Genomic DNA, 25,466 nt, shown 5'->3' on the forward strand with positions numbered 1-25,466 from the left:
AGGCGGAAATGGTGACCCCTACGGGAATCGAACCCGTGCTTCAGCCGTGAAAGGGCCGCGTCCTAACCGCTAGACGAAGGGGCCAGCGCCGATGCCCCCTAGGCGGCGCGGGCGGCGGGGTCAAGCCGCTCAATCGGCCCAGGCGGCATCTTCGAGGTGGAGCTCGGCGGCAGGGCGGCTCCCCCAGTCGTCAATCTTGGCGCGGCCGGCGAGCCATAGCCGGCGGTGCGGCGCGGCGGAGAGCAGCGCCTGGCCGAGCGCATTGTCGGCGGCGCGGAACGCCATCGCCTTGAGGCTGCGGCCGTCGTCGCCCGCCACCACCGCGCGGACATGGCCGTTGCCGACCACATCGGCCTTGATGATCCGCACCGGCCCCATCGCCACCCGCGGCGCCGGCCAGCCCATGCCATAGGGGCCGCCCACTTCCAGCGCCTCGACCAGCGCGGGATTGACCCCGCCGGCGGCGAGCACCGCATCGAGCAATAGCGAACGATCCTCGCGGGCACGGTCGACCGCGCCCGCCAGCCGCTGCTCGAGAAAATCGGCAAAGGCGACGAGCTCGCCGGCGGCGATCGTCAGCCCGGCCGCCATCGCATGGCCACCGCCGGCGACGAGCAGGCCATGCTCCTTGGCGGCGAGCACCGCGGCGCCGAGATCGACCCCGGGGATCGAGCGCCCCGATCCCTTGCCGAGGCCATGCTCGTCGAGCGCGATCACGATTACCGGGCGGCCGAGCTTCTCCTTGAGCCGCCCGGCGACGATGCCGATCACCCCGGGGTGCCAGCCGAGCCCGGCGACCACCGCGACGCGGCGATCCTCGGCGGCGAGCAGCTCGGCGGCTTCCTGGACGCCGGCCTCGATGGTGCGGCGCTCGTCGTTGAGCCGGTCGAGCTCCTCTGCGATGGCCCGTGCCTCCTCGGGATCGCGGGTGGTGAGCAGGCGGACGCCGAGATCGGCCCGGCCGACCCGGCCGCCGGCGTTGATCCGCGGCCCGAGTGCGAAGCCGAGGTCGCTGCAGGTCGGCGCGCGGGTGAGCCGCGAGGCCTCGATCAGCGCGGCGACGCCGATGTTGCGGCGCTGCGCCATCACCTTGAGCCCCTGCGCGACGAAGGCGCGGTTGAGCCCCCTGAGCTGGGCGACATCGGCGACGGTGCCGAGCGCGACCAGATCGAGCAGGTCGATCAGCTTGGGCTCGGCCCGGTCGGCGAAGAAGCCGCGCGCGCGCAGGGTGCGGATCAGCGCCGCGGCGAGCAGGAAGCAGACGCCGACCGCGGCGAGATGGCCGTGCGCGGCGCCCTCATCCTCGTCGAGCCGGTTGGGGTTCACCACCGCATGGGCGTGGGGGAGGGTGGCGGCGCATTTGTGATGGTCGACCACCAGCACGTCGACCCCGGCGTCGCGCGCGATCGCCAGCGCCTCGAATGCCTGCGCGCCGCAATCGACGGTGACGATCAGCGACGCGCCTTCGTTCTTGAGCCGCACCATCGCGGTGCCGGACGGGCCATAGCCCTCGGTCAGCCGATCGGGGATGTAGGCGCGCGCCTCCAGCCCGAGATCGCGCAGCACCAGGATCATCACCGCCGCCGAGGTTGCGCCATCGACGTCATAATCGCCGAACACCGCGATCTGCTCGCCGGCTGCCACCGCATCGGCGAGGCGGGCGGCGGCGCGGTCCATGTCGCGGAAGATCGAGGGATCGGGCATGAACGCGCGGATCGAGGGCGCGCGATGCTCGTCGAGCGCCTCGCGCGGGCAGCCGCGGGCGAGCAGCAACTGGGTGACGAGATCGTCGCCGCCGAAGCCGTCGACGCCGTCACGGGTATCGGCGGACAGCGCGCGCCAGCGCCACGGCTGGCCGAGGATCGAGGTGGTGACGCCGAGGACAGGGGTCATGCGCGGTGTGACAGCGACTGAAAAGTGGAGACCATAGTCGCCGTTACCACCGCCGCGTGCGGATCGCACGGGCGGATGTGGGTAACGCCGAGGCTAACGGTGCTTTGCCATGTCTAGTCGCCGCTAACTCAAGTCGTCACCGCCGATTCAAATCTTCACCCCAGCGCAAGCTGGGGTCTTTTGCGATAGCGCGGGAACGGAGCCGCGGGAGACCCCAGCTTGCGCTGGGGTGACGGTATGAGGCGGCGGAGCGAGCGGGCTCCTCTCTATCCTGCGTCACTCCGAGCTTGTTTCGGCGTCCACCGTACCACCAATGATACGTCATTGATAACCTACGCGGCCCCAAAGCCGTCCCCGGATCACCAGCGATCAACGCCAGCGCGCGCCGCTCAGCGCTTCACCCAGGCTCCCTCGCGAAACCATTTGGTGACGATGTACTTGGTCCCCACCACCACGTCCGTCCCCTCGTGCAGCGTCAGCAGATTGGGGCTGCCGTCCGGGTTCATGTTGTTCCAGCACAACAGCAGGCCGCGCCGCGGCGCGATCTTGAACCCGGCCTGGGGAAACCACGTGGCGCCGCCGTCGGCGACGTCGTTGAGGTAGATCATCGCGGTCCAGGTGCGCTGGCCGCCCGACGCCTTCATCGCCGGCCAATAGCTTTCGGCCTCGTGGAAGAAGTCATGGTGGGCGCGGAAATGCTGGCCGGGGGCGTAGCGCTGGCCCTGCATGGTTTCGCCGTGGTCGGGCTCGATGCCGAGCAGTTGCGCGATCGATTCATCGATCGGCTGCACCGCTGGCGACCAGCGATCCATGTCGCAGCTCTCGCTGGTGCGGAAGTCGTCCTTGACGGTGTCCGACAGCAAGGTGGAGGGGCGGCGATTGCCATCGATCAGCGCGATCAGCGCGTCGCATTGCGCGGCGTCGAGGAAGTCGAGATGGTAGAAGACCTGCGCGGCCTCGATCTCGGCCTTGGTGACCAGCGGATTGGCATCGAGCCGCTCGGCGACGCGGCGGCCGACCAGCTGGCGGGTCTTGCTCGGCTTGTTGGCGGAGAAGGATTTGCGGAAGAACATGAGCCCGACGGTGCCGCCCGCGACCGGCAAAGGCAAGGGCCCGGCCGACCGGCCGAGCCCTCTTGAGAGATCAAGCGTCGGATCGACCGCCGCTTACCAGAAGATGTCGTAGACGACGTCCACCACCCGGCCCGATCGCAGGTCGACGAGCATCGCATCGTCATAGTAGCGCACCCAGCGATAGGGGCCGTATGCCTCCGGCAGGCGATAGTCGTAGGGATCGTCGATCCAGTAATTGTCGCTCCACAGCACCGACGACAGCACAGACCCGATCGAGAAGCGGCGATAGCCATAGCCCCAGCCGCCGGGCGCATAATAATGCGGCAGGCGATAGGCGCCGCGGTTCACCTGGCGGTAGCTGTTCCAATTGTACCGATTGTCGCCGCGCCAGCCGCGGTTCCACGCCCCGGCGCGATTGTCCGCATAGCCGCGGCCCGCACCGCCGCCATAACCGCCGCCATAGTTACCGCGATCGCCACCGCGGCCGCGGTCGTCGCGACCGCGCTGGCCGGCCTGGATCACGTTGCCGCGATCGCCGCGCGCGTCCTGGCCACCCTGAAACTGCACCGGGCGACCCTGGCTCCCGCGACCATCCTGGAACTGAACCGGGCGACCCTGACCCTGGCGGCGCGCGTCACCGCGGTCGCCGCCGTAATCCTGGCGACCGGCCGCAAGATCGCGCCCGCCGCGATCCGGTGCACGGTCGGCGGCGAAGGTCTGGCGATCCGGGCCGCGATCGGCCTGGAACGGCTGCGGCTGGCCGCGCTGGCCGTTGACCGGCTGCACCGCACCCTGCGGCCGCTGGTAGTTGCGATTGCCGCGGTCACCGCGCTCGCCGCGGCCGCCCTGATGCTCGGCGCGGCCCTGGCGGTCCGGCTGCTGGGCCTCCTGCGCCTGCGCGGCGATCGGCATCAGCGCGGTGGCGGCCAGCAATGCCTTGATCACGATATTCATGGTCGTCCTTACTCCCGCCGGCACCCGGGCCGGCTCCGATGATCGGCGATTACGCCCGGCGCGTTGATCGAAGGCTGAACTGGTTCGTCAGCATTGCGAAAGCTTCGCGGGGCTCAGTCGCGGTGCGGCACCAGCGCCGGCACCACCCGCGCGGCATCGGCGGCGTCGATCCCCGGGCGGGCACCGGCGGTGATCGTCTCCTCGCCGCGCAGCGCCCGCCCGGCGCGCTGGATTGCCTCGATCAGCCGCGGATAGACGCCGCAACGGCACAGATTGTCGATGCCTGCGCGGATCGCCGCCTCATCGGGATCGGCGTCCTTCTTGAGCAGCACGGCGGCGGCCATGATCATGCCCGGGATGCAGAAGCCGCATTGCGGCACGTTCGCGGCAATAAAAGCGAGCTGGAGCGGGTGGTTGCGCTCGTGGCTGAGGCCTTCGATCGTGGTAACGTAGGTGCCCTCCACCGTGCCGATCGGCGCCTGACAGGCGCGCACCGCGCGACCGTCGACATCGACGGTGCAGGCGCCACACTCGCCGGTGCCGCAGCCATATTTGGTACCGGTGAGGTTGGACGCGTCGCGCAGCGCCCACAGTAGCGGCGTCGCGGGGTCGAGCCGGTATTCGACCGGCTGGTTGTTGACGGTAAGGCGCGTCATGCCGCCTCCTAGCCTCGCCCCCCAAGCACGAACAGTGCGTTTCGATCCAGGCGATTGCGGCGACGTCGCTGGCTGCCGATCTTGCCGGCATGACGCTTCCTACCCTGTTCATCCCACACGGCGGCGGCCCGTGCTTCTTCATGGACCCGCACGGCGGCCCGGCGGACCCGATGTGGCAGCCGATGCAAGCCTATCTCGCCGGGCTGATCGCCTCGCTGCCGGAGCGGCCGCGCGCTATTCTGATGGTCTCGGGCCATTGGGAAACGGCCGGGGTGACGGTGCATGTCGGCGACGGCAAGCCGTTGCTGTTCGACTACCACGGCTTCCCGCCGCACACCTATCAGCTGCGCTGGGATGCGCCGGGCGCGCCCGATGTCGCCCGCCGGGCCGCGGCGCTGCTGGCGGCGGCGGGCCATGAGGTCGGCGAAGAGGCGAACCGGGGCTGGGACCATGGCGTGTTCATCCCGATGATGGTCGCGGTGCCAGAGGCTGATATCCCGCTGGTGCAGCTGTCGCTGCGCGCCGATCTCGATCCTGCCGCGCACCTCGCGATCGGCGCCGCGCTCGCGCCGCTGCGCGACGAGGGCGTGCTGATCGTCGGCTCGGGGATGAGCTTCCACAATCTGCGCGCCCGCGGGCCCCAGGTGACGCCGGTGGCGGCCGAATGGGACGATGCGCTGGCCGCCGCGGTGACCGACCCCGATCCAGACCGCCGCGCCGCGCGGCTCGCCGACTGGGCATCATTGCCGCACGCGCGCTTCGCTCATCCCGAGGCCGAGCATCTGCTGCCGCTGATGGTCACGGTCGGCGCCGGCGGCGGTGACCGGGCGGTGCGCGACTATCGCGATACGGTGATGGGGTGGGTCGTCTCGGGATTCCGCCTCGGCTGATCCGCTTGCCAGCGCCCGCGCGCGCGGCCTATGCCCTCGCCAAAGATCCTAGAGAGGGGCCGCGTTCGTCCATGGCAATGCACTTCGATACCACCAGCAGCAGCGATCCGGCCGCCGCCGGCGACGCCGCCCACGGCTATGACGCACCGGACCTGCGCGTCTTCGTGTTCGCGCTGTTCTTCATCTTCGGCGGGATCACCAGCCTCAACGACGTGATCATCCCCAAGCTGAAAGAGCTGTTCACGCTCGATCACTTCACCTCGCAGCTGGTGAATTCAGCGTTCTTCTTCGCTTATGCGCTGTTCTCGCTGCCCGCCGCGGCAATCGTGCGCCGCTTCGGCTACATGCGCACCGCCTCGATCGGCCTCGTCACGATGACCGCGGGCTGCCTGCTGTTCATTCCGGCCTCCTCCTCGGCCACCTTCGGCATGTTCCTGCTCGCCTTGTTCGTGCTCGGCGCCGGCATCACGGTGGTCCAGGTCGTCTCCAACCCGCTGATCTCGCTGCTCGGCAAGCCCGAGACCGCGCCGAGCCGGCTGACCTTCGCCCAGGCGTTCAACTCGCTCGGCACCACCATCTTCCCGCGGGTCGGCTCGGCGCTGATCCTCGGCGGGCTCGCCTCGCTGTCGGCAGCATCGCTCACCGGCGCCGCGCTCGAGGCCTACCGCGTCGAATCGTCGCGCGCGATCGTCCACACCTATCTCGGCCTCGCCGTCGCGCTGCTGGTGATCGCCGCGGTGGTCTGGACCCGCCGCAACCGGCTCCAGGAGGAGCAGGAAAAGGGCGGCAGCATCTTCCACCCGCTCACCCTGCTGTCCAGCCCGCGCTTCGCGATGGGCGCGCTGTGCATCTTCCTCTACGTCGGCGCCGAAGTCTCGATCGGTTCGCTGATCGTCTCCTATCTCACCCAGAGCGACGTGTGGGGCGTCAGCGACCAGATCGCCGGCAACCATGTGTTCTATTATTGGGGCGGCGCGCTGGTCGGCCGCTTCATCGGCTCGGGCGTGCTGCGGCTGGTGTCGCCAGGCAAGGTGCTCGCCTGCGTCGCCACCGGCTCGATCGCGCTGATCCTGATCTCGGCCAACACCGTCGGCGACGTCTCGGGCTGGACGCTGCTCGCGATCGGGCTGATGAACTCGATCATGTTCCCGACGATCTTCAGCCTCGCCAGCGCCGGTCTTGGTCGCCGCGCGGCCGAAGGCTCGGGCGTGATCGCCACCGCGATCGTCGGCGGCGCCGTGGTGCCGCCGCTCACCGGCTATCTCGCCGACAAGAGCGGTTCGCTCCACTTCTCGCTGCTGCTGCCGGCGCTCTGCTACGCCGTGATCGGCGCCTACGGGCTGTACGCCAGCCGTAAGCCGGTGAAGGTGGCGCGCTAACGCCTATCATCCCGCCCCGTCATGCCGGCGTCAGCCGGGATGACGGGACGAGGTTGGCGGATCACACCCGCACCAGCATCTTGCCCTTGTTCTGCCCGGAGAACAGCCCGAGGAACGCCTCGGGCATCCGCTCGAGCCCGTCGACCACCGTCTCCTCTCGGGTGAGCTTGCCGTCCTTCAGCCAGCCGCCCATGTCGCGGTAGAATTCGGCGGCGCGGTCGGCGAAGTCGGTGACGATGAAGCCTTGCAGCCGCACCCGCATGCCGATCATCCGCGCGATGTAGCGCAGCTGCACCGGATCGGCGGCGTTATAGCCGTCGATCATGCCACAGACGGCGAAGCGCGCGTGAAGCTTGGCGTGGGCGAACGCCGCATCGAGGTGATCGCCGCCGACATTGTCGAAATAGACGTCGATGCCGTTGCGCGCCTGCTCGCCGAGCGCCTGCACGATCGGCGTGCCGGCCTTGTAGTCGATCACCGAATCGGCGCCGAGCGACTGCACCCAGGCGCATTTCTCCGGGCCTCCGGCCGAGGCGATGACATGCATGCCTTTGGCCTTGGCGATCTGCACCACTGTCGAGCCGACTGCGCCCGCGGCGGCCGACACAAACACCGTCTCGCCCTCCTGCGCCGCGGCGATATCGAGCAACCCGAAATAGGCCGTCATCCCCGGCACGCCCAATTGGCCGAGATACGCCTGTGGCTCGACTTCGAGCTGGGGCAGCGGCTTGACCTGATCTGCGGGCAGCACCGCCTCGTCGCGCCAGCCGGCGAAATGCTGGACGATCTCGCCCGGCTTGAACTGGTCGGAGCGGCTCTCGGTCACCCGCCCGATCGCGCCGCCTGTCATCGGCTCGCCGAGCCCGAACGGCGGCGTGTAGCTCTTCACGTCGTTCATCCGCCCGCGCATATATGGGTCGACCGACAGCCACTCGTTGGCGATCCGCACCTCGCCGTCGGCGAGCTCTGGGCGGCCGAGATCGAGCAAGCGGAAATTGTCGGCGGTCGGCAACCCCTCTGGGCGGGACACCAGGCTCCAGGCGCGTGCCATCAGATCGCTCCCGAGAAGGTGTCGCACTGGGCAGGATCGCCCGTCTCGATGCCGCGGCGCAGCCACTTCATCCGCTCCGCCGAGGTGCCATGAGTGAAGCTGTCGGGCACCACGCGGCCCTGCGACTGTTGCTGAAGCGTATCGTCGCCGATCGCATGCGCGGCGGTCAGCCCTTCCTCGAGATCGCCCGGATCCATGCGGTCGCGGTTCTTCGCGGCCCACACGCCGGCGAAGCAATCGGCCTGCAGTTCGAGGCGAACCGAGGCGGCATTGCCCTGGGTCTCGCTGCCACCGCGCTGGATCTGCTGCACCTTGTCCGAGGTGCCGAGCAGATTCTGGATGTGATGGCCGAACTCATGCGCGATCACATAATCCTGCGCGAAATCGCCCTTAGCCTGGAAGCGGTTGGCTAGTTCGTCGAAGAAGGCGGTGTCGAGATAGATGTCGTGGTCGGTCGGGCAGTAGAAGGGACCCATCGCCGATTGCGCCGCGCCGCAGCCGGACTCGCCGTTGTTGCTGAAGAAGCGCAGGCCCGGCGCTTCGAACTGCTGGCCTTGTTGCGCGAAGATCGCCGCCCAGGTCTTCTGCGCCGAGCTGAACGCGTTGCACGCGGCATGCTTGGCGGGATCCGACGTGCAGACGCTGGTAGCGCTGGTGCCGTCGCCCGCGGTGCCGCTGGCAGGGCGCGAGATCTGCGTGCCGGTCTGGCTGCCGCCACCACCCAGCATCCCGCCGATGTTGCCGAGCCCGCCGAACACGGCGAGCAGGATCAGCACCACGACGATACCGCCGCAGCCGAACCGGCTGCCGATCAATGGCAGCAAGCCGAACAGCAGCCCGCCGCCGCCGCCACCACCGCCGCCCAGGCCACCAAAGCCGCCGCCCCGGTTGCCCTGGTCCTCGACGTTGATGTTGGGATCGAAATCGTCGAGGCGCATGCCAGGCTCCGTTGCTGTTCCGTCACGAAATGCTTGGCGAGGCTGGTGGTTGCAACCGGGCGGTGCGCCGGGCAGGAGATTGATGCCAGGAGATTGGCGCGCACGACATCGGCGGGAGACGGCACGACCATGACACGCACACGGCTGAGCCACCGACGGGCAGGTGGTGCCGCGAGACGGTGGCGTCAGGGGCTCGCGGCGGCCGCGCTGGTCGCATCGATCGCGGCCGGCAGCCTCGCCTCGGCCGAGGATCCGGTGGACGTCGATTGGCAACGGGTGGCGACTGGCGCGGACCGCGCACGGCTGCGCGACTGGCGCAACGCCTGGGTGGCGGCGCTCGCGATCGAGCGCGCCGCCGGCCACGCCGCGGTTCTCGCCGCGGATCCGTTGTTCGATCCTGATCGCAGCGTTGAAGGCGTCGCGCTACCGCCCGGCACCTACCATTGCCGCACCGTCAAGCTCGGCCGCCATCACGATGCCACGCGGCCGCTGGTCCCGGGCCGGTGGAACCCGTGCACGATCGCACCGGAAGAGGGTGTGCTCACCCTGCGCACCGGCGGCACCCAGCGGCTGGTGGGCCATCTGTTCGACCGTACCGACGCCCGCGAGGTCTTCCTCGGCACGCTGGTGCTCGGCGACGAACCGCGCGCGATGGTCTATGGCGGCGACAGCAAGCGCGACGTCGCCGGCGTGCTGGAGCGCATCGGCGAGCGCCGCTGGCGGCTGGTGGTGCCCTATCCCGCGTTCGAATCGATGCTCGACCTGGTCGAGATCGCGCCGGCGGGCTGATCGCCGTCGCTAGGTCCGCCCCGCGACCGCCCCATGGACGTCCGCCGCGACCGTCCCCGCGCCGTTCGCTCTGAGCTTGTCGAGAGGCCTCAGTCTCAAGGTGCTTCGGCAAGCTCAGCACGAACGGATCACAACGACGCCATCATATCCCGGCTGACTGAAAACCACTGCCACCCGGCTCTTCGCACTCCGGACTCGCTCCGCAGCCCGCGGCTCGACCAGGACGTTCGTCGCATGGGAGGAGTGGATGCCGGACCGGGTACGGCATGACGACGGTTCAGTGGGCAGCCACCGCCACCGCGGCGGGCGCCGCCACCACCGCCAGCGGCGGCAGCGAGGCGAGATAATCCTTGCCGTGCCGCCGCACCGGCGTGACCACCCCGATATTGGCCGCCTCCACCGCCTGCAGATAGGAGCGCGGCTTCTTCATCAGCCCGGGTTGGTCCAGCCCCGTCAGCCCCGCGATCCGCGCCGCTTCCTTGACGAAGTGAATGCAATTGCGGTTGGTCAGATTGTAATGGCCGTCGCCGGTCTTGTCGTCCCAGGCCGCGATCAGCGCCAGCACCTGACTGTATTGCGCATCGCTCAGCATCACCGAGAATTGCGCGTCGCTGCCGTTGATATAGCCCGGCTTGGCGATGTCGAGCCGCCCGCCCACCGTGCCCATCAGCAGCTTGGGGGTGATCGCCTTGGCGGTGAAGCCGTAATTGGCGTCCACCGGTGGCCCGCCGGCATCGGGTACGCCGCGCAGGGTGAAGAAGGCGTGGGGAAAGCTGTTGCCGAGTTCATGGCTCCAGAAGGTGATCGTCACCGCCGCGAACGCCGGCACCGCGCCGAGCAGCGCGGAGAGCGTCAGCAGCAGGCCGAGCAGCGGCCGAAGAAGCGAGCGGTGCATGGCTCGCGAGTGTATCCATCGCGTGACGATCGGCAACCACCTGTTTCAGGGGGCGACGCCGCTGAACACCGCCGCATTCTCGCGCTTTTCCGGGCGGATGTAGATCGAGCTCAGCATCGGCACCGCCTCGCGTAGCCGGTCCTCCAGTTCCTCGATCATGGTTTCGCCTTCACCCATCGTCACCGAATCGACGAAATCGGCGCTGACCGCAGCGAAGATCGAATCGGGCGCGGTGTGGATGGTGCGGACGTGGTTGACCGAGGAGATCGCCGGATGCGCCTCGATGATCGCGCGCACGGTTGCCACCACCCGCGGGTCGGCGCGCTCGCCAATTAGCAGCCCCTTGGATTCGCGCGCCAGCAGCCCTGCCACCGCGGCGAGGATGATGCCGATCAGGATTGAGGCGACGCCGTCGATCCGCGGGTCGTTCAGCGCATGGCTGGCGAACACGCCGGCCGCGGCGATCGCCAAGCCGGCGAGCGCCGCCGAATCCTCGAACAACACGATAAAGCCGGCTGGATCCTTCGAGCGGCGGATCGCGCTCCACCAGGCGGTGTCGCCTTTCTTGGCCGCGAACTCGCGCATCGCCAGGAACCAGGATGATCCCTCGAGCAGCGCCGAGACGGCGAGCACGATATAGTTGATCAGCGGGTTGCTGAGCGGTTCGGGCTCGATGATGTGGCGATAGCCCTCGTAAATCGATACGCCCGCGCCGACCGCGAAGATCAGGATCGCGACTACGAACGCCCAGAAATACAGTTCGCGACCATAGCCGAACGGGTGGGCGGTGTCGGCGGGGCGCTTGGCCTTGTGCTGGCCGTAGAGCAGCAGCAGCTGGTTGCCGCTGTCGACGCACGAATGCACGCCTTCGGTGAGCATTGACGACGAACCCGTGATCGCCGCGGCGATGAACTTGGCCACGCCGATGCCAAGGTTGGCGGCGAGCGCGCCGTAGAGAACTAGATTCTCGCGGATCCGCGCGGTGAAACCGTGGGTCATGCCTTCTCCCTATAGCCTCGGGCTATGGCCCGGAAACGCGCGGTGCGGAAGAAGGGCGCGTGATTGACACGCGGTGGCGGAGGAATGCCCGCCAGTGGGGGCCACCGGCGGGCACCTTTCCTCCCCAGGAAACCCGTGGGCCCGCGCTAGCGGCACTGCCGGGCGCGGGGCAGGGGCGGCGGTGATGGAGCGTGGTGTTGCTGTGCACGTAAGCGACTCAGTGTCAGTCTTGTTGTAACTAATTGACAGGTTGGCCCGACTGATCGATCAACGCAGCCAGGAGACGGACATGGCAGAACGCAAACTGTTCGCCGGGCATGCGGTGCGCCGGCTGCGGCGGCAGGCCGGGCTGACCCAGGCAGCGATGGCCGAGGCGCTGGCGATCTCGCCGAGCTACCTCAATCTGGTCGAGCGCAACCAGCGGCCGCTGTCGGCGACGTTGCTGGTCAGGCTCGCCGAATCGTACGATTTCGATCCGCGCGCGTTGAGCGCGGGCGAGCCCGGCGGTGGCGAGGCGGCGATCCGCCGGCGGCTGGCCGATCCGCTGTTCGCGGATCTGGAGGTTGATCGCAACGAGATCGCGGAGTGGCTCGCCGGCGCGCCCGGCGGTGCCGAGGCCTTTGCGCGCGTCTATGACCGGCTGGTCGCGGGTGGTGGCAGCGGTGCCGACAACGGCAGCGACCCGGTCGCCGAGGTGCGCCGCGAGATCGAGCGCTGGCGCGGCTATTTCGCCGATCTCGATGGTGCGGCCGAGGCGCTGGCGGACGAGCTGCGGCTCGGCGCCGGCGATCTTTATGGCGCGATCGCCGAGCGGCTGCGGGTCAAGCACCAGCTGACCATCCGCATCCTGCCGGTCGACGTCATGCCCGATCTGCTCCGTCGGCTCGATCTCCACGCGCGCCAGTTGCAGCTCAGCGAAACGCTCGATTCGGCGTCGCGTACCTTTGCCGCCGCCTATCAGCTCGCGCAGATCGAGGCGCGTGGCGAGATCGACGGTCTCGCCACCGGGGCGGGCTTTGCCGATCGCTCGGCGGAGAAGCTGTTCCGCCGCCATCTCGCCAGCTATTTCGCCGCCGCGGTGATGATGCCCTATGCCCGCTTCCTGCGCGCCTGCGAGAGCACCGGCTACGATCTCGAGTTGCTTCAGCGTCGCTTCGGCGCCGGGTTCGAGCAGGTCGCGCATCGGCTGACGACGCTGCAGCGGGTCGGCGCGCGCGGGTTGCCCTTCTTTCTCGTCCGGGTCGATCGCGCCGGGCAGTCGTCCAAACTTTTCTCGGGGGCGAGCGGGTCGCCGCTTGCCGAGGCCGAGGGGCGGTGCCCGTTATGGCGGCTCCACCACGCCTTCGATCGCCCCGGCAGCCTCGCGATCCAGCTGGTCGAGCTGGAGGATGGCGGCCGCTGGCTCACCGTCGCGCGCACCGTGACGCCGCAGCGCCGCCGCTATGGCGGGGTGCCGGCCGAGTTCACCGTCGGGCTCGGGGTGGCTGCCGACCTCGGCGGTACGCTGGCGATCGCGCGCGGCGTGGATCTGCGCGGCGACGCCACTCCAATCGGCCTCGGCTGCCGCGCCTGCCTGCGCGTCGACTGCCCCCAGCGCTCGGCGCCCCCCGCCGGCCGCACGCTGTCGATCGACGAGCGCGAGCGCGGCGTATCGGGCTTCAGCTTCGTCGGTGATTGAGTCGCGAATTCACATCAACACAGCTGTTGTTGGCCGATGATGACAGCTGAACCGCGTTTATGCGCGAAGTTAGACAGAATAGCCGGTCAAGATTGATACAGTCGCGCCGATAACAAGGCGAGGAGGGATCATGACCTATCACCAACAGCGCAGCTGGCCCGGGATCGATGCGCAAGCGGTGGCGCGGATGCGCCGGCAGAACCGGTTCGCCACCGGGCTCGACATCGCCCGCTACACCGCGGCGATCATGCGCCGCGACATGGCCGCCTATGACGCCGATCCCACCGCCTACACCCAGTCGCTCGGCTGCTGGCACGGCTTCATCGCCCAGCAGCAGATGATCAGCATCAAGAAGCACTTCGGCACCACCGAGCGGCGCTATCTGTACCTCTCGGGCTGGATGGTCGCGGCGCTGCGTAGCGAATTCGGCCCGCTGCCCGATCAGTCGATGCACGAGAAGACCAGCGTGCCCGCGCTGATCGCCGAGATCTACACCTTCCTCCGCCAGGCCGACGCGCGCGAGCTGGGCCTGCTGTTCCGCGACCTCGATGCCGCGCGCGAGGCCGGCAACCAGCTCGAGGAACAGCGGCTGCTCCACGCCATCGACGGCCACCAGACTCATGTTGTGCCGATCATCGCCGACATCGATGCCGGCTTCGGCAATGCCGAGGCGACCTATCTGCTCGCCCGCAAGATGATCGAGGCCGGCGCCTGCGCGCTCCAGATCGAGAACCAGGTCTCCGACGAGAAGCAGTGCGGCCATCAGGACGGCAAGGTGACGGTGCCGCACGAGGACTTCCTCGCCAAGATCCGCGCCTGCCGCTACGCCTTCCTCGAACTCGGCGTCGAGGATGGCATCATCGTCGCCCGCACCGACTCGCTCGGCGCCGGTCTCACCAAGCAGATCGCCTATAGCCAGGCGCCGGGCGACCTCGCCGACCAGTATAACGCCTTCCTCGATGCCGAGCCGGTCAGCAACCTGGCATCCCTGCGTGGCGACGTCGTGATCGAGCGCGATGGCAGGCTGGTGCGGCCCAAGCGGCTGCGCTCCAACCTGTTCCAGTTCCGCGAGGGTAGTGGTGAAGACCGCTGCGTGCTCGACGGCATCACCTCGCTCCAGCACGGCGCCGATCTGCTGTGGATCGAGACCGAGAAGCCGCACATCGCGCAGATCGCGCGGATGGTCGATCGGATCCGCGCGGTCGTGCCCGACGCCAAGCTGGTCTACAACAACTCGCCCTCGTTCAACTGGACGCTCAACTTCCGCCAGCAGGTGTTCGACGCCTGGGCTGCAGAAGGCCGCGACGTTTCGGCCTATGACCGCGCACGGCTGATGAGCGCCGACTATGACGATTGCGCGCTGGGGCGCGAGGCCGACGAGCGGATCAGGACCTTCCAGCGCGACGCTGCGGCCCGCGCAGGCGTGTTCCACCATCTGATCACGCTGCCCACCTACCACACCGCGGCGCTGAGCACGGACACGCTCGCCCGCGACTATTTCGGCGAAGCGGCGATGCTCGGCTATGTCCGCGGCGTGCAGCGCGAGGAGATCCGCCGGGGCATCGCCTGCGTGAAGCACCAGAACATGTCCGGCAGCGACATCGGCGACGACCACAAGGGCTATTTCGCCGGCGAGGCGGCGCTGAAAGCGGGTGGGGCGGCGAACACGATGAACCAGTTCGCCGCCTGATCTGTCAGGCGCCCGCGGTGGTGAGCCGCTCGAGCTGGTCCTGGCTCAGCTCGAGCGTCAGCGCCGGGAGCAGATCCTCGAGCTGCTCGACGCGGGTGGCGCTGGCGATCGGCGCGGTGACGCCGGGCTGGGCGATCAGCCAGGCGAGCGCGATCTGCGCAAGGGTGGCGCCGGTCTCCTCGGCGACGCCGTCCATCGCCGCGAGCACCGCCTTGCCCTTGCCGTCGAGCAACTCGGTCATGCGGCCGCCGCGCACGCTCTTCTTGAGATCGTCGGCCGAGCGGTACTTGCCGGTGAGGAAGCCCGAGGCGAGGCCGTAATAAGGCAGCACGCCGATGTTCTCGGTGACACAATAGTCCTGCAGCTCGCCTTCGAACTTGTGGCGGCTGACGAGGTTATATTCGGGCTGGAGCACGTGGTAGCGCGGCAGGCCGGCGGCCTTGGCGGCATCGACTGCCGACTTGAGCCGCGCGGCGTGGAAGTTGGACGCGCCGATCACGCGGACCTTGCCGGCCTCGATCAGCTTGGCGAAGGCTTCCGCTACCGCGTCCTGGGGCACGCCCTCATCGTCCTGATGGGCGTAGTAGAGATCGATGCGATCGGTGCCGAGCCGCTTGAGGGACGCGTCAGCGGCGGCAGCGATGCGGGCAGGCGCGAGCTTCTCGCCGCCCTCGCCGGGCAGCATGCCGACCTTGGTGGCGATCAGCACGTCATCGCGCTTGCCGCTCGCCTTGAGCCATGCCCCGATCATGCTCTCGGACTCGCCGCCCTGATGGCCGTCGACCCACGCCGAATAGACGTCGGCGGTGTCGATCATGGTGCCGCCGCCAGCGACGAAGGCGTCGAGCACGGCGAAGCTGGCGGCGCGATCGGCGGTCCAGCCGAACACGTTGCCGCCGAGCACGAGCGGCGCGATCTGGAGGTCGGTGGCACCGAGGCGGCGCTTGGCAATGGTCATGGCTGATCCTGGTCGTTGGCGGTGGCGGCGTTGAGGTCGACGCTGTTGGCGTCGAGCATCGCGGCGGCGTCGTTGAGCTGCGCGGCTTCTTCGGCACTGACCGCGCCGGGCTGATCGTCGTGGTGGCGCGAGCAGGCGGCGAGCGCCAGCGTCGCCGCGACGAGCGCGAGGGCTCGCCTCCGGTAAGTCCCGGCTCTAGCCGGGCCGAGGAGAGGGAGGCGAGCCGGGGCGCTCATCAGTGGCGGATGGCGTTGCCGGCGCGGACGAGCGCGTTGCCGGTGGCATCGCCGGCGCGGTCGGCGGCATTGGCGATGTCGTCGCCGGCGCGATCGGCGTGGTCGCTCAGCCGGTCGCCGACACGGTCGGCGCTGTTGCTGAGGCGATCGCCGGCGGCATCGGCATGGGCGCCGGCATTGTCCATCGAGCGCTCGGCAGAGCCGAAGGCGTCGTCGGTGGCGGCACCGACATCGCCGACCGCGTTCTGGAGGGTCGCATTGGCGTCACCGGCGACCGCATCGGCGGCGTTGGCGGTCTGGTCCTGGGTGTTCTGGCTGCAGGCGCCGAGCAGCAGCGCCGGCGCGGCGAGGATCATGAGACGCTTCATGTGGGTACTCCCTAATCTGTCTAACTTCGCGCATATGCAACGCGAGGCAAGGCCCTCGGGTCCGCGTTGACCTCATATAAAGATATCTTTATATGTTTATCCCGCTAAGCTGGACCCGACGATGACGCTTGCTTTGGATATCTTTCGCGCTCTGGCCGATGCCACGAGATTGCGTATCTTCTCGCTGCTGCGCTCGATGGAGCTGTCGGTGGGCGAGCTCGCGCAGGTGCTCGGCCAGAGCCAGCCGCGGGTGAGCCGCCACGTCAAGATCCTGTGCGACGCGGGGCTGGCCGAGCGGCGCAAGGAAGGCAGCTGGGTGTTCGTGGCGCTGGGCAAGCAGGCGGCGACCGCACCGGTCGCCGCGGCGCTCGATCAATGGCATGCGGCGCAGCCCGACCATTGGGCGGTGGCCGACGCGGCGCGGCTGGCAGCGGTGCGCGCCGATCGCGCGGCGAGCGCGGCGAGCTGGTTCGAGGGCCATGCCGACGAGTGGGACGCGATCCGCTCGCTCCATGTCGCCGAGGAGCAGGTGGAGCATGCGATGGCGGCGGTGCTCGGAGAGGGGCCGATCGGCCAGCTGATCGACATCGGCACCGGCACCGGGCGGATGCTCGAGCTGTTCGGCGACCAGGCGGAGACCGCGCTCGGCATCGATCGCTCGTCGGAGATGCTGCGGCTGGCGCGTGCCAAGCTGCACGATCGCGCCAACACCGAGCTGCGCCAGGCGGATCTCTATGCGCTGCCGATGGGCGATGGCGCCGCCGATGTCGCGATCCTCCACCATGTGCTGCATTTCGCGCAGCAGCCGGGCGCGGCGATCGCCGAGGCGGCGCGAGTGCTGGGGCCGGGCGGGCGGCTGCTGATCGCGGATTTTGCGCCGCATGATCGCGAGGAGTTGCGCGCCAAGGATGCGCACACGCGGCTTGGCTTCGCCGACGAGCAGATCGCGGCCTGGTTTGCCAATGCCGGGCTGCAGCTGGCACGGACCGAGACATTGAAGGGTGGGGAATTGACGGTGACTTTGTGGCTGGGCGCCAAGCCCGGTGCGCGCTTGCGTGAGGTGAAGGCGGCATGACGACGATCTCGGTGAACCAGCTCGAGGAGGCGCAGATCGCGCTCAAGGCGCCGCTCTATGCGGATGTCGCGGGCGACCTCGACGTCAGCTTCGAATTCTTCCCGCCCAAGAACGAGAAGATGGAAGAGCAATTGTGGGGCGCGGTGCGCACGCTGGAGCCGCTCGGGCCGAGCTTCGTCTCGGTGACCTATGGCGCCGGCGGCTCGACCCGCGAGCGGACCCACCAGACGGTGGCGCGGATCCAGCGCGAGACCAGCCTTGCCGCCGCTGCGCACCTTACCTGCGTGGAAGCGACCCGCGAGGAGATCGACCAGGTCGCCGAGGAATATTGGGCCGCCGGCGTCCGCCACATCGTTGCGCTGCGCGGCGATCCGCCCGCGGCGGGCGCGAAGTTCGTCAGCCATCCCGGCGGCTATGACAATGCCGCGGCGCTGGTGGCGGGGCTGAAGCGGCTGCACCCGTTCGAGGTGTCGGTGGCGGCCTATCCCGAATGCCATCCGGATTCGCCCGACGACCGTTCCGACATCGACAATCTCAAGGCGAAGCTCGATGCCGGCGCGACCCGCGCGATCACGCAGTTCTTCCACGAGCCCGAGACCTTCTTCCGCTATCGCGACAAGCTCGCCGCAGCGGGAATCGATGCCGAGATAGTCCCCGGGATCATGCCGGTGACCAATTTCGCCAGCGTGGTGCGGATGAGCAACATGTGCGGGACCAAGGTGCCCGAGTGGATGGCGCGCTTGTTCGAGGGGCTGGACGACCATCCCGCCTCGCGCCAGCTGATCGCCGCGACGCTCGCCGCCGAACTCAGCCGCAAGCTCTACGCGGGCGGGGTGAAGTCGCTGCACTTCTACACGCTCAACCGCGCCGAGCTGGCGTTCGCGATCTGCCACCTGCTCGGCGTGCGATCCAAGCCGGTGGCGAACGTGGCGGCGGCGTGAGCCAGGGGGGCATTCCGGCGAACGCTGGGATCTTCGGCAATGAAGCAGGCCCTTTGGCACGAGATCCCAGCTTTCGCTGGGATGACCGAGTGGGTCTGGGGTGACGGAATGGGTTTGGGGATGACGGAGTGGGTTTGATGAGCGTTCGCGATACCTTCCTGGCCGAGGCGGCCAAGCGCATCCTGATCACCGACGGCGCGTTCGGGACCGAGATCCAGAACTGGAAGCTCTCGGAAGAGGATTATGCCGGCAGCCTCGGGCTCGGCCATGACCAGAAGGGCAACAACGACATCCTCGCGCTGACCAAGCCGGCGGTGCCGGAGTCGATCCACCGCGCCTATTTCGAGGCCGGGGCGGACATCGCCGAAACCAACACCTTCTCCGCGAACCGGATCAGCCAGGCCGATTACGGCGCCGAGCATCTGGTGCGCGAGATCAACGTCGAGAGCGCCCGGCTCGCGCGGCGGATCGCCGACGAGTTCGAGGCCAAGGATGGCCGCCCGCGGTTCGTGGCGGGCGCGCTGGGGCCGACCAACAAGACCTTGTCGCTGTCGCCCGACGTCAACGACCCGGGCTATCGCGAGATCGACTTCGATTACCTCAAGGGCGTGTACCGCGAGCAGATCGACGCGCTGGTGGAGGGCGGCGTCGATTTCATCCTGATCGAGACGGTGTTCGACACGCTCAACGCCAAGGCCGGGATCATGGCGGCGCTCGACGCGGCGCATGACCTGGGCCGCGACCTGCCGATCATGATGTCGATGACGCTGACCGACCTGTCCGGGCGCAATCTGTCCGGCCACACCGTCGAGGCATTCTGGCATGCGGTGCGCCATGCGCGGCCGGTGACGATCGGGCTCAACTGCTCGTTCGGCGCCGAGCAATTGCGGCCGCACGTGAAGACTCTGTCGGAAATCTGCGACACGCTGATCATGGTCTATCCCAACGCCGGGTTGCCGAACGAGCTTGGCGCCTATGACGAATTGCCGGTGACGACCGCCGGGCTCGTCGGCGAATGGGCCGAGGCCGGGCAGGTCAACGTGCTCGGCGGCTGCTGCGGCTCGACCCCGGCGCATATCAAGGCGATCGCCGATGGCGTCGCCGGGGTGGCGCCGCGCGCGGTGCCCAAGGCGCCTGTGCGGACCCGGCTCGCCGGGCTGGAGCCGTTTACGATGGCGGCGTAGTTTCGGATCCTTCCCGGAGGGGAGGGGGACCAGCGAAGCTGGTGGAGGGGTAGTCTCCGCGAGCACGAGCCTTGGTATTTGCGGCGACTACCCCTCCACCGCCTTCGGCGGTTCCCCTCCCCTCCAGGGGAGGATCTAAAGAAGAAGATGATGACCAACCTTTCCACCAGCTTCGTCAACATCGGCGAGCGCACCAATGTCACCGGCTCGGCGCGGTTCAAGAAGCTGGTGATGGCGGGCGATTACCCCGCCGCCGTCGCGGTGGCGCTGCAGCAGGTAGAGGCCGGTGCGCAGGTGCTCGACGTCAACATGGACGAGGGCCTGCTCGACGCGCACGAGGCGATGACCACCTTTCTCAAGCTGATCCAGGCCGAGCCCGACATCGCGCGAATCCCGGTGATGGTGGACAGCTCGAAGTGGGACGTGATCGAGGCGGGGCTGAAGTGCGTTTCCGGCAAGCCGATCGTCAATTCGATCAGCATGAAGGAGGGCGAGGAATCGTTTCTCCACTATGCCCGCAAATGCATGGCCTATGGCGCCGCGGTGGTGGTGATGGCGTTCGATGAGGTCGGCCAGGCCGATACCAAGGCGCGCAAGGTCGAGATCTGCTCGCGCGCCTATGACCTGCTCGTCGGCATCGGTTTCCCGCCCGAGGACATCATCTTCGATCCCAATGTGTTCGCGGTGGCAACGGGGATCGAGGAGCATAACAACTACGGCGTCGACTTCATCGAGGCATGCCGCGAGATCAAGGCGCGCTGCCCGCACGTCCACATCTCGGGCGGGCTGTCCAACCTCAGCTTCTCGTTCCGCGGCAACGAGCCGGTGCGCAAGGCGATGCACTCGGTGTTCCTCCACCATGCGATCCCCGCCGGGATGGACATGGCGATCGTCAACGCCGGCCAGCTCGACGTCTACGACCAGATCGAGCCCGAGCTGCGCGTCGCGGTGGAGGACGTCATCCTCAACCGTGATCCCGAGGCCGGCGACCGGCTGGTCGCGCTCGCCGAGAAGTTTCGCGGCACCGATGCGGTGGCCGAGAAGGCGGCGGCGGAATGGCGTTCGCTGCCGGTGACGAAGCGGCTCGAATATGCGCTGGTGAAGGGCATTGACGCGCATGTCGTCGACGATACCGAGGAATGCCGCCAGCAGTTCGCGCGGCCGATCGAGGTGATCGAAGGCCCGCTGATGGACGGGATGAACGTGGTCGGCGACCTGTTCGGCTCGGGCAAGATGTTCCTGCCGCAGGTGGTGAAGAGCGCGCGGGTGATGAAGAAGGCGGTGGCGCACCTGCTGCCGTTCATCGAGGCCGCCAAGGAGCCCGGTGCCAAGGGCAAGGGCAAGATCGTGATGGCGACCGTCAAGGGCGACGTCCACGACATCGGCAAGAACATCGTCGGCGTGGTGCTGCAGTGCAACGGCTTCGACGTGGTCGATCTCGGCGTGATGGTGCCCTGGACCAGGATCATCGAGGCGGCGAACGACAGCGACGCCGACATGATCGGGCTGTCGGGCCTGATCACGCCGAGCCTCGACGAGATGGTGACCGTCGCCGAGGAGATGAAGCGCGCGGGCATGACCATGCCGCTGCTGATCGGCGGCGCGACCACCTCCAAGGTCCACACCGCGCTGCGCATCTCGCCCGCCTATGATGGCCCGATCGTCCATGTGCTCGACGCCTCGCGCGCGGTCGGGGTAGCGACGACGCTGGTCAGCGACACCCAGCGCGACGGCTATGTCGCGGGGATCGCCGCGGATTATGAGGCGGTGCGGGTGGCGCGCGCCAACAAGGGGCAGAACGACCTGCTGCCGATCGCCACCGCGCGCGAGCGTGGCTTTGCCGCGGACATGATGCTGAAGGCGCCGGCGCCGGTGCAGCCGGGCACCCATGTGTTCGACGACTGGAACCTCGAGGACCTGCGCCACTATATCGACTGGACACCGTTCTTCCGCGCCTGGGAGCTGGCGGGCAACTTCCCCGCGATCCTCGACGACGAGGTGGTCGGCGAGAGCGCGCGCGGGCTGTACCAGGATGCGCAGGCGATGCTCGACACGATCATCGCCGAGCGATGGCTGACGGCGCGCGGCGTCGCGGCGCTGTGGCCGTGCCGGCGCGACGGCGACGACGTGGTGCTCGACGACGGCGTGCGGCTGCCGTTCCTCCGCCAGCAGATCGCCAAGCGCGAGGGCCGCGCCAACATGTGCCTTGCCGATTTCATCGATCCCGCCGGCGACTGGATCGGCGGCTTCGCGGTCGGCATCCACGGCATCGACGCGCATATCGCGCGGTTCAAGGCGGGGCATGACGATTACAACGACATCCTGCTGAAGGCGCTCGCCGACCGGCTTGCCGAGGCGTTCGCCGAGCGGCTGCACGCGCATGTCCGCACCGACCTGTGGGGCTATGCGCACGGCGAGCAGCTCACCAACGAGGCGCTGATCCGCGAGAAGTATCGCGGCATCCGCCCGGCACCGGGCTATCCGGCCTGCCCCGAGCACAGCCTCAAGCGGCAGCTGTTCGACCTGCTCGGGGCCGAGGACAAGGTGGGGATCACGCTCACCGACAGCTTCGCGATGCTGCCGACCGCGGCGGTGTCCGGCTTCTATTTCGGCCATGCGCAGGCGGAATATTTCGGCGTGGCGCGGATCGGGGCGGACCAGGTCGCAGACTATGCGGCGCGACGCGGGGTGGATGTGGCGCAGGCGGAGCGCTGGCTGCGGCCGAACCTGGACTGATCGCGTCCGCGCCATCGTCGGTGCTGCGGCCAGCGGAGCCGTCGCAACAGACGTCGGCTGGTTCAGTGTGGGACAGATGCGGGTCGGGCTAACCGCTCGCGACCGCGCGGCGCTGCATTAACCGCGAATCTGCATGGCGCGCCGCGCGAAGTCCGCGGATGCTCGCACGCATGACCAAAGCCCTTCTTGCGCTCGCCCTCGTCGCTGCCCCTGCGCTCGCGCAGACCCATGCGCCCTTCACCATCGCCGAGACCGGCCAGGGCTTCGACCAGCTCCAGGCGGCGGTGGATTCGGTGCGGATGGGGACGGCGACGATCCTGATCGCGCCGGGCACCTATCGCCAGTGCGCGATCCAGGCCGGCGGGCACATCACCTTCCAGGCGGTGACGCCGGGCACCGCGATCTTCGAGCGCGAGGCGTGCGAGGGCAAGGCCGGGCTGGTGCTGCGCGGGCAGGGCTCGCGCGTCGATGGGCTGGTGTTCCGCGGCTACAAGGTGGCCGACGGCAACGGTGCCGGGATCCGCACCGAGATGGGCGACCTCACCGTCACCAATGCGATGTTCCTCGACAGCCAGGAGGGGATCCTCGGCGGCGAGCCGGTCGGGCAGAAGATCAGCATCGATCGGTCGACCTTTGCGGGGCTCGGCCAGTGCGACCAGACGCCCGATTGCGCGCATTCCATCTATCTCGCCAATCGCGGCAGCGTCACCGTCACCAACTCGCGGTTCGAGCGCGGCACCGGCGGCCATTACGTCAAGCTGCGCAGCCCGCACGTGTCGATCACCGACAACAGCTTCGACGACACCCAGGGCAGCAAGACCAACTACATGATCGACCTGCCCGAGGGCGCGACCGGGCTGATCGCGCGCAACACCTTCGTCCAGGGCCGCGGCAAGGAGAATCATTCGGGGCTGATCGTGATCGGCGCCGAGCATCGCACCTATGCCGCCACCGGCTTGCGGATCGAGGGCAATGACGCGCGGCTGGCGCCGGGCGCGCCGACCAACCCCGCGTTCGTCGCCGATTTCACCGGCGATCGGCTTGCGATCGGCGCCAACACGCTGGGCGCGGGGATCAGGCCGTTCGAGACGCGGTGACGCTCATTTCTCCGCCGGCGGCAGCGCGAGCTTGAGCGGCGCGCGCGGGGTCGGCCGCGCGGCGGGGGTGGGCTGCGGCGTCGGTGTCTCGGTGGGCGCACGGGCGTAGACGCGCTGCTCGACCGCGACGAGGCGCTGCTCGAGCAGCTGGGTGTCGATCGCCTGCTTGCCGTCGCGCAGCTCGGAGACCTCGGCGGACAGGTCGTTGACCTGCTTCTGCAGCGCGCTGATCCGCGCATTGTCGATGATCCCGGCATCCACCGCGCGCTCGCCGGCGAGCGCCTTGGCGGCCTCGTCATGGGCCGCGGGGGTAGGGGCCGGGCGGGGGTCGCAACCGGCGAGGAGCAGCAGCGGGATGAGGTGGCGGGGCAGCATGGCATCGCTGTAGCGGGCGCGGCCGGCGGCACAATCCGTCGGCTGCGCCCGCACGATCAGTTGGCGCAGGTGCTCGCCGCGCCGGGGTCGAGATCTAGGCAGCGGCCGTCGAGGCCGGAGACGGGGAGGTTGATCGTTGCCGCCAGCGTCGGCGCGATGTCTACCGTCTCGACCGACAGCGGTTGCTCGAACCCGGTCATCCCGCGGCGCCAGAACAGGATGGGGACGCGGCGGTCATAGTCCCAGGGGCTGCCATGGGTGGCGACATTGCCCTTAGCGCCTTCGGGGATGGCGGTGATCCGCGGGCGCAGGAAGACGATGAGGTCGCCGGAATGATCGGGGTTGAACGAGGCGCGGGCGCGCTCGATCAGCGTCCAGGTCTCGGGCGGGCCTGACGGCATCGGCGTTGCCGCGATCGCCTCGCGGGTGAAGACGGCGGCGACTTGTGGGTTGGCGGTGTAGATCGGGGTGGCGGCGGCGATCACCGCGGCGCGCTGCTTGGCGGTTATCGCAGGATCGATCCACACGTCGCCATTGCCGCCATCGCCCCACAGCAACTGGCCGGACAGGCCGAGCTGCCCCGCGACCGACTTGCCGACGGTGGCGGCGGCGAGCGCGCGATCGACCCGCGCGGCCATCGGCATGCCGTGCTCGCGCTCGCGCTCGGGCGTGTCGTTGCCGCCGTGGTCGGCGGTCAGCACCACCTCGTAATCGACCCCGGTGGCGTCGAGCGCGTCGAACATGCCGCCGAGCGTCTCGTCGAGGTTGGCGAGCTGGAGGCACATCTCCAGCCCCTCGGTGCCATAGCCGTGGCCGACGTAATCGGTAGCGGACAGGCCGATGTCGATGATGTCAGTGGCGGGGCCCTTGCCGAGCTTCATGTCCTGGACCAGCGCGACGCCAAGCGCGCCGATGCTGGCGTCGAACGCCGGCGAGGCGCGGAAACCGTGCTCGTCGCCCGCCGCGCGGACGAAGCGGCCGGTGCCGACGCTGCGACCATTGGCGAGCACCGCGTGATCGGTGGCGCGGCAGAAGGCGGGTACGTCCAGCGCCGCCTGCGGTCGCGCGACCAGCGCCTGAACCGCAGCGTTGGTGCGCTTCACCGCGGGCGGGGCGACACGACCGGCGTAGCTGACGAACGCGCCATTCTCATACCACCACAGTTCGTCGACCTTGTGGCCGCCCATCATTACCGCGGCGCGATCCTTGCCGGCAACCGAGACGACGCGGGTCGCCGGGTTGGCGTTCTTCATCCGCTCGCCGAGCGTCGGCACCTTCAGATGCTTGTCGGAGACGGTGTAATGCTCAGACGTGCTGCCGGGCACGCTCTCGTCCTCGGCGCAATAGACGGTCTTGTCGTCGCGCGGCGTCTTGAGGTCGACCCAGTTGTTGGCGATGATTCCGGTGTGGGCGGGGCGCATGCCGGTGAGGATCGTCGAATGGCCAGGGCAGGTCTCGGTCGCGGCGTGGCTCTGGAAGCCGGCCGGGAACACCGCGCCGTTGAGCAACCGGGCGAAGCCGCCGGTGAAGCGGTTGCGATATTGCTGGAACAGATCGGCCGAGAATTGATCCACCGAGATGGCGACGATCAGCTTGGGCGGGGTGCGCGGC

General features: G+C 68.6%; 23 protein-coding genes and 1 tRNA gene. 10 read left to right on the plus strand and 14 right to left on the minus strand.

Going from position 1 to position 25,466, the window contains the following annotated elements; genetic code table 11:
• Positions 1–9 precede the first annotated feature (9 nt).
• The 5 genes from OXR60_RS16455 to OXR60_RS16475 all read right to left on the minus strand — a co-directional run bounded on the left by OXR60_RS16455 (position 10) and on the right by OXR60_RS16475 (position 4,576).
• A tRNA-Glu gene (locus tag OXR60_RS16455) sits at positions 10–84 on the minus strand.
• A gap of 45 nt (positions 85–129) precedes the next feature.
• Positions 130–1,893: a single-stranded-DNA-specific exonuclease RecJ gene (gene recJ / locus OXR60_RS16460; protein WP_267397033.1), complete on the minus strand. Its 1,764-nt coding sequence runs from the start codon at positions 1,891–1,893 to the stop codon at positions 130–132.
• Between the two features lie 389 nt (positions 1,894–2,282).
• A complete protein-coding gene (locus tag OXR60_RS16465) occupies positions 2,283–2,966 on the minus strand; it encodes a 2OG-Fe(II) oxygenase (RefSeq protein WP_267397059.1) in 684 nt (227 codons plus the stop codon).
• Between the two features lie 93 nt (positions 2,967–3,059).
• Positions 3,060–3,920, minus strand: coding sequence for an RcnB family protein (locus OXR60_RS16470; RefSeq protein ID WP_267397034.1), 861 nt, complete (start codon positions 3,918–3,920; stop codon positions 3,060–3,062).
• Between the two features lie 113 nt (positions 3,921–4,033).
• The gene (locus OXR60_RS16475; protein ID WP_267397035.1) at positions 4,034–4,576 is read right to left on the minus strand and encodes a (2Fe-2S)-binding protein; all 543 of its coding nucleotides are present in this window, start codon (positions 4,574–4,576) and stop codon (positions 4,034–4,036) included.
• A gap of 89 nt (positions 4,577–4,665) precedes the next feature.
• Here OXR60_RS16475 and OXR60_RS16480 point away from each other — a divergent pair, with 89 nt between their 5' ends.
• Complete coding sequence (locus OXR60_RS16480) at positions 4,666–5,466, plus strand: class III extradiol ring-cleavage dioxygenase (RefSeq protein ID WP_267397036.1); 801 nt, start codon at positions 4,666–4,668, stop codon at positions 5,464–5,466.
• Between the two features lie 71 nt (positions 5,467–5,537).
• Positions 5,538–6,845: a sugar MFS transporter gene (locus tag OXR60_RS16485; RefSeq protein WP_267397037.1), complete on the plus strand. Its 1,308-nt coding sequence runs from the start codon at positions 5,538–5,540 to the stop codon at positions 6,843–6,845.
• 61 nt (positions 6,846–6,906) lie between these two features.
• Here OXR60_RS16485 and OXR60_RS16490 read toward each other — a convergent pair whose 3' ends face one another.
• Positions 6,907–7,896, minus strand: coding sequence for an NADP-dependent oxidoreductase (locus tag OXR60_RS16490; RefSeq protein WP_267397038.1), 990 nt, complete (start codon positions 7,894–7,896; stop codon positions 6,907–6,909).
• The gene (locus tag OXR60_RS16495; protein WP_267397039.1) at positions 7,896–8,834 is read right to left on the minus strand and encodes a neutral zinc metallopeptidase; all 939 of its coding nucleotides are present in this window, start codon (positions 8,832–8,834) and stop codon (positions 7,896–7,898) included. The genes OXR60_RS16490 and OXR60_RS16495 overlap by 1 nt, the downstream gene beginning before the upstream one ends.
• 129 nt (positions 8,835–8,963) lie before the next feature.
• Here OXR60_RS16495 and OXR60_RS16500 point away from each other — a divergent pair, with 129 nt between their 5' ends.
• A complete protein-coding gene (locus OXR60_RS16500) occupies positions 8,964–9,623 on the plus strand; it encodes a DUF4893 domain-containing protein (protein WP_267397040.1) in 660 nt (219 codons plus the stop codon).
• A gap of 277 nt (positions 9,624–9,900) precedes the next feature.
• Here OXR60_RS16500 and OXR60_RS16505 read toward each other — a convergent pair whose 3' ends face one another.
• Positions 9,901–10,518, minus strand: a complete 618-nt coding sequence (locus tag OXR60_RS16505) for a hypothetical protein (protein ID WP_267397041.1) — start codon at positions 10,516–10,518, stop codon at positions 9,901–9,903.
• Between the two features lie 45 nt (positions 10,519–10,563).
• On the minus strand, positions 10,564–11,517 hold the full coding sequence (locus tag OXR60_RS16510) for a cation diffusion facilitator family transporter (protein ID WP_267397042.1): 954 nt from the start codon (positions 11,515–11,517) through the stop codon (positions 10,564–10,566).
• A gap of 289 nt (positions 11,518–11,806) precedes the next feature.
• On the opposite strand from OXR60_RS16510, the gene OXR60_RS16515 reads away from it, so the two are divergent.
• Together OXR60_RS16515 and OXR60_RS16520 are read left to right on the plus strand one after the other, a co-directional pair.
• Positions 11,807–13,195, plus strand: coding sequence for a helix-turn-helix transcriptional regulator (locus OXR60_RS16515; RefSeq protein ID WP_267397043.1), 1,389 nt, complete (start codon positions 11,807–11,809; stop codon positions 13,193–13,195).
• A gap of 130 nt (positions 13,196–13,325) precedes the next feature.
• Complete coding sequence (locus OXR60_RS16520) at positions 13,326–14,885, plus strand: isocitrate lyase (protein ID WP_267397044.1); 1,560 nt, start codon at positions 13,326–13,328, stop codon at positions 14,883–14,885.
• 4 nt (positions 14,886–14,889) lie between these two features.
• Here OXR60_RS16520 and OXR60_RS16525 read toward each other — a convergent pair whose 3' ends face one another.
• Genes OXR60_RS16525 through OXR60_RS16535 form a run of 3 tightly spaced genes read right to left on the minus strand, consistent with a single transcriptional unit; the run spans position 14,890 to position 16,447 of the window.
• A complete protein-coding gene (locus tag OXR60_RS16525; protein WP_267397045.1) occupies positions 14,890–15,843 on the minus strand; it encodes an aldo/keto reductase in 954 nt (317 codons plus the stop codon).
• Positions 15,840–16,079, minus strand: a complete 240-nt coding sequence (locus tag OXR60_RS16530) for a hypothetical protein (RefSeq protein ID WP_267397046.1) — start codon at positions 16,077–16,079, stop codon at positions 15,840–15,842. The genes OXR60_RS16525 and OXR60_RS16530 overlap by 4 nt, the downstream gene beginning before the upstream one ends.
• Positions 16,079–16,447, minus strand: a complete 369-nt coding sequence (locus OXR60_RS16535) for a hypothetical protein (RefSeq protein WP_267397048.1) — start codon at positions 16,445–16,447, stop codon at positions 16,079–16,081. The genes OXR60_RS16530 and OXR60_RS16535 overlap by 1 nt, the downstream gene beginning before the upstream one ends.
• A gap of 121 nt (positions 16,448–16,568) precedes the next feature.
• Between OXR60_RS16535 and OXR60_RS16540 the strand changes: the two genes are divergently transcribed.
• From OXR60_RS16540 to OXR60_RS16560, 5 genes are all read left to right on the plus strand, one after another.
• Positions 16,569–17,522 (plus strand): metalloregulator ArsR/SmtB family transcription factor, encoded by a 954-nt coding sequence (locus OXR60_RS16540; protein ID WP_267397049.1) that lies wholly within the window; start codon positions 16,569–16,571, stop codon positions 17,520–17,522.
• Positions 17,519–18,463 carry a methylenetetrahydrofolate reductase [NAD(P)H] gene (gene metF / locus OXR60_RS16545; protein WP_267397050.1) on the plus strand — a complete coding sequence of 315 codons (945 nt, stop codon included), beginning with the start codon at positions 17,519–17,521 and terminating at the stop codon, positions 18,461–18,463. The genes OXR60_RS16540 and metF overlap by 4 nt, the downstream gene beginning before the upstream one ends.
• 137 nt (positions 18,464–18,600) lie before the next feature.
• Positions 18,601–19,647, plus strand: a complete 1,047-nt coding sequence (locus OXR60_RS16550) for a homocysteine S-methyltransferase family protein (protein ID WP_267397051.1) — start codon at positions 18,601–18,603, stop codon at positions 19,645–19,647.
• Positions 19,648–19,797: 150 nt separating this feature from the next.
• The gene (metH, locus tag OXR60_RS16555; protein WP_267397052.1) at positions 19,798–22,383 is read left to right on the plus strand and encodes a methionine synthase; all 2,586 of its coding nucleotides are present in this window, start codon (positions 19,798–19,800) and stop codon (positions 22,381–22,383) included.
• A 170-nt stretch (positions 22,384–22,553) separates the two neighbouring features.
• Positions 22,554–23,480 (plus strand): right-handed parallel beta-helix repeat-containing protein, encoded by a 927-nt coding sequence (locus OXR60_RS16560; RefSeq protein WP_267397053.1) that lies wholly within the window; start codon positions 22,554–22,556, stop codon positions 23,478–23,480.
• Between the two features lie 3 nt (positions 23,481–23,483).
• On the opposite strand, the gene OXR60_RS16565 is transcribed toward OXR60_RS16560, so the two are convergent.
• Entirely contained in the window at positions 23,484–23,855 is a 372-nt protein-coding gene (locus OXR60_RS16565; RefSeq protein ID WP_267397054.1) for a hypothetical protein, read from the minus strand.
• A gap of 56 nt (positions 23,856–23,911) precedes the next feature.
• Positions 23,912–25,466 (minus strand): alkaline phosphatase family protein (locus tag OXR60_RS16570; protein ID WP_267397055.1); only part of this gene is annotated, 1,555 nt, incomplete at its 5' end.

Source organism: Sphingomonas sp. GC_Shp_5 (assembly GCF_026540855.1).
In the GTDB taxonomy this organism is placed as follows: domain Bacteria; phylum Pseudomonadota; class Alphaproteobacteria; order Sphingomonadales; family Sphingomonadaceae; genus Sphingomonas.

Coding starts and splice junctions, on each gene's coding strand:
- recJ (WP_267397033.1), bottom strand. CDS start 1,893: ATGACCCCTGTCCTCGGCGTCACCACCTCGATCCTCGGCCAGCCGTGG.
- OXR60_RS16465 (WP_267397059.1), bottom strand. CDS start 2,966: ATGTTCTTCCGCAAATCCTTCTCCGCCAACAAGCCGAGCAAGACCCGC.
- OXR60_RS16470 (WP_267397034.1), bottom strand. CDS start 3,920: ATGAATATCGTGATCAAGGCATTGCTGGCCGCCACCGCGCTGATGCCG.
- OXR60_RS16475 (WP_267397035.1), bottom strand. CDS start 4,576: ATGACGCGCCTTACCGTCAACAACCAGCCGGTCGAATACCGGCTCGAC.
- OXR60_RS16480 (WP_267397036.1), top strand. CDS start 4,666: ATGACGCTTCCTACCCTGTTCATCCCACACGGCGGCGGCCCGTGCTTC.
- OXR60_RS16485 (WP_267397037.1), top strand. CDS start 5,538: ATGGCAATGCACTTCGATACCACCAGCAGCAGCGATCCGGCCGCCGCC.
- OXR60_RS16490 (WP_267397038.1), bottom strand. CDS start 7,896: ATGGCACGCGCCTGGAGCCTGGTGTCCCGCCCAGAGGGGTTGCCGACC.
- OXR60_RS16495 (WP_267397039.1), bottom strand. CDS start 8,834: ATGCGCCTCGACGATTTCGATCCCAACATCAACGTCGAGGACCAGGGC.
- OXR60_RS16500 (WP_267397040.1), top strand. CDS start 8,964: ATGACACGCACACGGCTGAGCCACCGACGGGCAGGTGGTGCCGCGAGA.
- OXR60_RS16505 (WP_267397041.1), bottom strand. CDS start 10,518: ATGCACCGCTCGCTTCTTCGGCCGCTGCTCGGCCTGCTGCTGACGCTC.
- OXR60_RS16510 (WP_267397042.1), bottom strand. CDS start 11,517: ATGACCCACGGTTTCACCGCGCGGATCCGCGAGAATCTAGTTCTCTAC.
- OXR60_RS16515 (WP_267397043.1), top strand. CDS start 11,807: ATGGCAGAACGCAAACTGTTCGCCGGGCATGCGGTGCGCCGGCTGCGG.
- OXR60_RS16520 (WP_267397044.1), top strand. CDS start 13,326: ATGACCTATCACCAACAGCGCAGCTGGCCCGGGATCGATGCGCAAGCG.
- OXR60_RS16525 (WP_267397045.1), bottom strand. CDS start 15,843: ATGACCATTGCCAAGCGCCGCCTCGGTGCCACCGACCTCCAGATCGCG.
- OXR60_RS16530 (WP_267397046.1), bottom strand. CDS start 16,079: ATGAGCGCCCCGGCTCGCCTCCCTCTCCTCGGCCCGGCTAGAGCCGGG.
- OXR60_RS16535 (WP_267397048.1), bottom strand. CDS start 16,447: ATGAAGCGTCTCATGATCCTCGCCGCGCCGGCGCTGCTGCTCGGCGCC.
- OXR60_RS16540 (WP_267397049.1), top strand. CDS start 16,569: ATGACGCTTGCTTTGGATATCTTTCGCGCTCTGGCCGATGCCACGAGA.
- metF (WP_267397050.1), top strand. CDS start 17,519: ATGACGACGATCTCGGTGAACCAGCTCGAGGAGGCGCAGATCGCGCTC.
- OXR60_RS16550 (WP_267397051.1), top strand. CDS start 18,601: ATGAGCGTTCGCGATACCTTCCTGGCCGAGGCGGCCAAGCGCATCCTG.
- metH (WP_267397052.1), top strand. CDS start 19,798: ATGACCAACCTTTCCACCAGCTTCGTCAACATCGGCGAGCGCACCAAT.
- OXR60_RS16560 (WP_267397053.1), top strand. CDS start 22,554: ATGACCAAAGCCCTTCTTGCGCTCGCCCTCGTCGCTGCCCCTGCGCTC.
- OXR60_RS16565 (WP_267397054.1), bottom strand. CDS start 23,855: ATGCTGCCCCGCCACCTCATCCCGCTGCTGCTCCTCGCCGGTTGCGAC.